The sequence below is a fragment of the Pseudomonas sp. URIL14HWK12:I6 genome (assembly GCF_000514195.1).
GTDB classification, from domain to species: domain Bacteria; phylum Pseudomonadota; class Gammaproteobacteria; order Pseudomonadales; family Pseudomonadaceae; genus Aquipseudomonas; species Aquipseudomonas putida_A.
The window spans coordinates 1-1,179 of the sequence record NZ_AZVL01000031.1 but is presented as its reverse complement, the minus strand read 5'-3'; the positions used below and the strand labels follow the sequence as shown (position 1 = coordinate 1,179).

1 protein-coding gene is annotated in these 1,179 nt (G+C 60.6%); it reads left to right on the top strand.

Features of this window, described 5'->3' with window-relative positions; genetic code table 11:
• The first annotated feature begins 67 nt into the window (after nucleotides 1–67).
• Nucleotides 68–1,027: an alpha/beta hydrolase gene (locus H043_RS0125315; RefSeq protein WP_027614199.1), complete on the top strand. Its 960-nt coding sequence runs from the start codon at nucleotides 68–70 to the stop codon at nucleotides 1,025–1,027.
• Nucleotides 1,028–1,179 lie beyond the last annotated feature (152 nt).

Genomic DNA, 1,179 nt, shown 5'->3' with positions numbered 1-1,179 from the left:
AACCTGCTGTGAAACCCAAGTAAAACCGATCGGGCGCTGATGGCGCCCGATCGCTTTGGAGATTTGAATGTCATTGAATCCTGATATCGCCGCATTTCTGCAATTGGTCGGCAACGGCCGGGCCAGTGGCAAACGCGTCGGCATGCACGAGTTGAGCCCGAGCGAGGCCCGTGAACAATTCGATCAGTCATCGTTGCTGATGGACGCCGGCGGTGAAGAACTGGTCGTGGTGGATGAGCTGCAATTGCCGGTGCGTGATGGTGCACTGTTGAACGCACGGATCTACAGCAATCATCCGTTGCAGGCGGGCGCCGGACGTCCGGCATTGTTGTATTTCCATGGCGGCGGCTATGTGGTCGGCAGCCTCGACTCGCATGATTCGCTGTGCCGCGCGTTGGCTTCGCTGGCCGATTGTGTGGTGCTGTCGGTGGCGTATCGACTGGCGCCGGAACATCGTTTCCCGACAGCGGCCGACGACGCCCGCGATGCCTGGGACTGGCTGGTGGCGAGTGCTGCTGACTTGGGCATCAATGCCGCGCGCCTGGCGATTGCCGGTGACAGCGTCGGTGGCAGCCTGGCCACGGTGCTGGCTGCGCAACTGACGGATGCTGCTGTGCAGCCGCGTTTGCAGGTGCTGATTTATCCGGTTACCGATGCCAGTCGCACTACGCCTTCGATCGAGCGTTTTGCCGAAGGTTATCTGCTGGAGAAGGCTTCGCTGCAGTGGTTCTACGCGCACTATCAGCGTGATGCCAGCGATCGTCTTGATCCGCGTTTCTCGCCGTTGCTCGGCGAAGTTCCGGCCGATGTCGCGCCGGTGTTGATGGTGTTGGCCGAGTGTGATCCGTTGCACGATGAGGGGGTGGCTTATGCCCGGCATTTGCAGGCGGCGGGGGTTGTTGTGGATTTGCAGGTGTACTCGGGCATGACCCATGACTTTATGCGGATGGGGGCGATTGTTGATGAGGCTGAAGAGGCGCTGGGGTTGATTGCTGGGCGCTTGGTAGAGGTGTTTGATTTGGCTTGACGGGGTGGGGGGGTGAGTGGGTGAATATCCGTTGCTGCGGTAACGGCCGCCTAGGGTTCCGCCCTTACGGCGGGTCACTTTTGGCAAACGCCCGGAATGCCGGCCCAGCCAAAAGTAACCAAAAGGTCTATGCCCTGACGTTCGGCCCTCGC